Raw genomic sequence first — 4,495 nt, forward strand, 5'->3', positions numbered from 1 at the left:
CCGCGACGCCGTCACCGCCGCCCGCCTCCTGCGCTCCGCCACGGACCACACGGCGGCCGCCCGTCCGGCGGCCTTCCTCCTGCCCGGAGGCGGCACGCAGTACGCGTCGATGGGACGGGACCTGGACGCCGAGGTGTTCCGTGCCGAGCTCGGCCGTTGCGCCGCCATCCTCGGCCGGGACTCCGGAACCTGGCTCGACGAGAACGGCGGCGGCTTCCCCGGCGTGGTCGCGGTCTCGTACGCGATCGCCCGGCAGCTGGAGGCGTACGGCGTCCGGCCGGTCGCGCTGCTCGGCCACAGCCTGGGCGAGTACACCGCCGCGTGCCTAGCCGGGGTGATGGACCTGGAGGACGCGCTGCCGCTGGTGGCCGAGCGGGAGCGACTGTTGACGCTCGCGGGCGGCGCGACCACGAGTGTGCTGCTGGCCCCGGACGCGGTCGAGCATTACCTGACCGGGGAGCTCTCGCTCGCCACCGTCAACGGCCCCCTGCACTGCTCGGTGTCCGGGCCCGTCGAACAGATCGAGGCGCTGGAACGGCGGCTGGAGGCCGACGGCGTCGACCACAGCAGGCTGCGGGTGCCCACCGCCGTGCACTCCCCGATGCTCGACTCGATTCTGCCCGAGTACGAGAACGCCCTGTCCCGCGTCACCCTGCGCGAGCCGCGCACGCCGTTCGTGTCCAACGTCACCGGCACCTGGATCACACCCGGGCAGGCCACCGATCCGGCGTACTGGCTGCGGCACACCCGTGAGACCGTCCGGTTCGCCGACGGCGTCGCCCGGATCCAGGCCGAACACCGGCCGGTGTTCGTGGAGGCCGGTCCGGGGCGCGGGCTCAGCCGCCTGGCGGGCATCCAGCTCGGCCGCGAGGCCGTCATCGTCCCCGCGATGCGGCACCCCCGCGACGCCCACGACGACGCAGAGGCCCTCCTGAACGCGCTCGGCACCGTGTGGGCGGCCGGCGGACCCATCGACCGGCACGCCCCGTACGGCGACCGGCCGCGCCGCCGTGTGCCGCTGCCCGGCTACCCCTTCCAGCGGCGGCGCTACTGGCTGAATCCGCCTGCCCGGGCCGAGGCGCCCGGGGGCACCTCGCCGGTCCCCGGTGGGTTGCGCGACCCGGCGTTCGCGCACGCCCTCGACCTGGCCCGCCGTACGCGCGGCCGGCTGCTGGTCACCGAGCCGGACGGGCCCGGCGAGTCCACCGCGTCCGCCGAGGACACCGGGTGGGACGACGAGGCCCGCCGGCGGGAGGAGGATGAGGAGATCCTGCGCGGGCGCATCCGGATCGAGCGGACTCCACCGGAGCTCCAGCGGGACCTGGACCGGCTGTGCGCGCTCTACGCGCTGCGCCTCCTGCGCACGGCGGGGGTCACCGGCGAGCCGCGCACGGCCGACGACATCGCGGCCGTGCTCCAGGTCGTGCCCGGTTACCGGCCCTTCCTGGACGCCATGCTCGCCATGCTGGAGGACGACGGCCACCTCACCCACGACGGCGACGGCCGGGTCGTGATCGACGGACCGGACGGCGTCGGCGAACTGCGCGCCGCGATCCTCGCCGGCCACCCCGGCCACGCCGACGAGCTCGACCTGCTCGACCGCTGCGCCGCGCGGTACGCCGACGTGTTCGCCGGACGCGTGGAAGGCCATCAGGTCCTGCTCCCGGACGGCGACAGCGACATCTCCCAGGCGGCCGTCGACCGCCGGGTCGGCGTCAGCGACGTCGCCGTGCACACGCGGCTCGTCGCGCAGGCCGTCGCGCGGCGCGCCCGCGGAGGGCCACTGCGAGTCCTGGAGGTCGGCGCCGGCCGCGGCTACCTCACCTGGGAGGTCGCGGACGCCCTCAAGGGCATCCCGGACGTGGAGTACCACTTCACCGACCTCGGCCGCTCGTTCGTCCTCGCCGCGCAGCGGGCCGCGGCCGAACGCGCGATCGACTTCATGCGCTTCGGCGTGCTCGACATCTCCGCCGACCCCGCGCCCCAGGGATACCCGGCCGGGGAGTTCGACGTCGTGCTCGCCTTCAACGTGCTGCACGCGACACCCGACCTGCGGGAGACGCTGGGCCACGTCCGCGCGTCGCTGGCACCGGGCGGCGAGCTGTTCCTGATCGAGGCCGCGCGGCAGCGGCGGCCGTCGATGATGACCGCCGGCCTGTACGCGGGCTGGTGGTACTTCGCCGACGACCTGCGGCGGCACTCGCCGCTGCTCCCGCCCGGCCGCTGGGCCGACCTGCTCGCGAGCGAGGGGTACGCCGACGTCCGCGCCCACCCCCGGGACCCGGACGTGGCACAGGATGCCGACCACGCGCTGCTCACCGCGCGGCGCCGCGCGCTCGACGCCGAACGCGACCGGCACGTGCGCCTCCTGGAGGAGGCCGGGGCGACCGTCGAGGTCGTGCCGGGCGCGCTCGACGGCCTCGCCGGGCTGGACCGGCTGGGGGCCGTCGCGCTGAAGGTCGTTCCCGCCCGGAAAGCGCCACGCGAGGAGGCGGCCGAGACGCCGGGAGAGGACGCCGCGAGCTCGGGTGGTGGCCTGTTCGGCGGTGGTTCGGCCTTCAACCGGCGTCCGGAGCTGTCGACGCCGTACGCCGAGCCGTCCACCGACCTCGAACGCGTCGTCGCGCGGGCCTGGCAGACCATCCTCGGTGTCGACCGGGTCGGGGTGAACGACAGCTTCTTCGACCTGGGCGGCGAGTCGCTGCTGGCGATGCAGCTCGTCACCCGGCTCCGCGAGGAGCTCGGTGTCGCCCTGTCCGTACGCCGGTTCTTCGACGCGGGCGACCCGACCGTGCGCGGGCTCATCCGGGTGATCGAGGAGGTGCGCGCGGAGGACTCGCCCGCGTCCGGCCCGATCGCCGTGAGCCCGCGCCGCCGCGCCGCCGGGCGGTGAGAGGAGTGCCGACCATGCTGGAGTTCCCCGCGTCGTACGCCCAGGAGCGGATGTGGTTCTTCCACCGCCTGGACCGGGCCAACCCGTCGTACCACGTGCCGCTGTTGCTGCGCCTGTGCGGACGGCTCGACCCCGAGCGGCTGGAACGGGCCCTGGAGCGGGTGACCGACCGGCACGAGATCCTCCGCACCACCTACACCGACGAGGGCGGCGAGCTGCGGCAGCGTGTGCACGACCGGCTGCCGGTGCCGTTCGACCGGATCGCGCTCGCCGCACCGCCTGCGGACGGGCCGTCGCCGGTGACGCGGGACCCGGCCGTCGCGACGCTCGTCGGGGAGTTCGTACGGGCGCCGTTCGACCTGGCCGCCGGGCCGCCGCTGCGCGTGAGGCTGCTGCGGCTCGCGGCCGATGACCACCTGCTGATGCTCTGCCAGCACCACATCGCGACCGACGGCTGGTCGCTCGGCGTCCTCGTCGGCGAGCTGGACGCGGCCTACCGCGACGTCCCCCTGCCCGAACCGGCCATCCAGTACGCCGACTACGCCGAGTGGCGGCGCGCCACGCTGACCGGCGACGCCCTCGACGCCGAGCTGGACCACTGGCGGTCCCGCCTCGGCGCGAACCCGCCGCGCCTCGCCCTGCCGACCGACCGGCCACGCCCGCAGGAGCCGACCTTCCGCGGCGCTCGCGTCGACTTCGCGCTCTCCCCGGAGACGAGCGACGCCATCCGCGCCGTCGGGAGGCGGCACGGCGCCTCCCTCTACATGACGGTGCTCGCGGCGTGGAGCGCGCTGCTGCACCGGTACGGTGCGGGCGGCGACCTGGTCATCGGCACCCTCCTGGCGAACCGGGAGAACGAGCAGGTCGCCCCGCTGCTCGGCCTGTTCGTCAACACGCTCCCGGTTCGCGTGGACCTCACGGGCGAGCCCGCGTTCGCCGAACTGCTCGGCCGCGTCCGCACGGCGACGCTCGACGTGCTCGCCCACCAGGACACCCCCACCGAGAAGATCATCGAGCGGCTGCGGCCCGGCCGGGAGGACGGCGGGAACCCGCTCTTCCAGGTCCTGTTCGCGCTGCAGAACTTCGCGGGCCAGCATCTGGAGCTGGGCGGGCTGGACGTCGAACGGGTCGACGACGAGGAGGAGTCCACCCGCTTCGACCTCGAACTGCACGTCTGGGAGCACCCCGGCCACCTGCGCGGAGCGCTCGTCTTCGACACCGACCTGTTCGACCGCGCGACCGCCGAGCGGATGGTGGAACATCTGCGTACGCTGCTCGCCGCCGTGAGCGCCGACCCGGGCGCTCCTCTCGCGACGCTGCCCCTGCGCCCCGAGGAGGACGAACGGCGCCTGCGCGACCGGCTCGCGGCGGGCGGCGGACCCGTCGTGCTGGACGGGCACGGCCGCGTACCGCCCGAGGGCGTGCCCGGCGACGTCTGGGAGGGGTCCCGGCGTACGGGGGAACGGGGCCGGGTACGACCCGACGGGACCGCCGAGATCCTCACCGAGGCGGGCCCGGACGGGCGCCTCCCCGATCTGGTGCGCGCGGACGGCCGCCGCGTCCTCCGCGCCGACCTGGAAGACGCCCTGCTGCGGGCGGAGC

At 75.2% G+C, this 4,495-nt stretch carries 2 protein-coding genes; both read left to right on the top strand.

The genetic code is table 11. The features are described from left to right. On the top strand, nt 1-2,893 hold a 2,893-nt coding region (locus ACFFNX_RS43180), incomplete at its 5' end, for an acyltransferase domain-containing protein (RefSeq protein WP_378212048.1). A gap of 14 nt (nt 2,894-2,907) precedes the next feature. Continuing rightward, nucleotides 2,908-4,495 (top strand): condensation domain-containing protein (locus ACFFNX_RS43185; protein WP_378212049.1); only part of this gene is annotated, 1,588 nt, incomplete at its 3' end.

The organism is Actinoallomurus acaciae, from assembly GCF_042429965.1.
Taxonomy (GTDB): domain Bacteria; phylum Actinomycetota; class Actinomycetes; order Streptosporangiales; family Streptosporangiaceae; genus Actinoallomurus; species Actinoallomurus acaciae.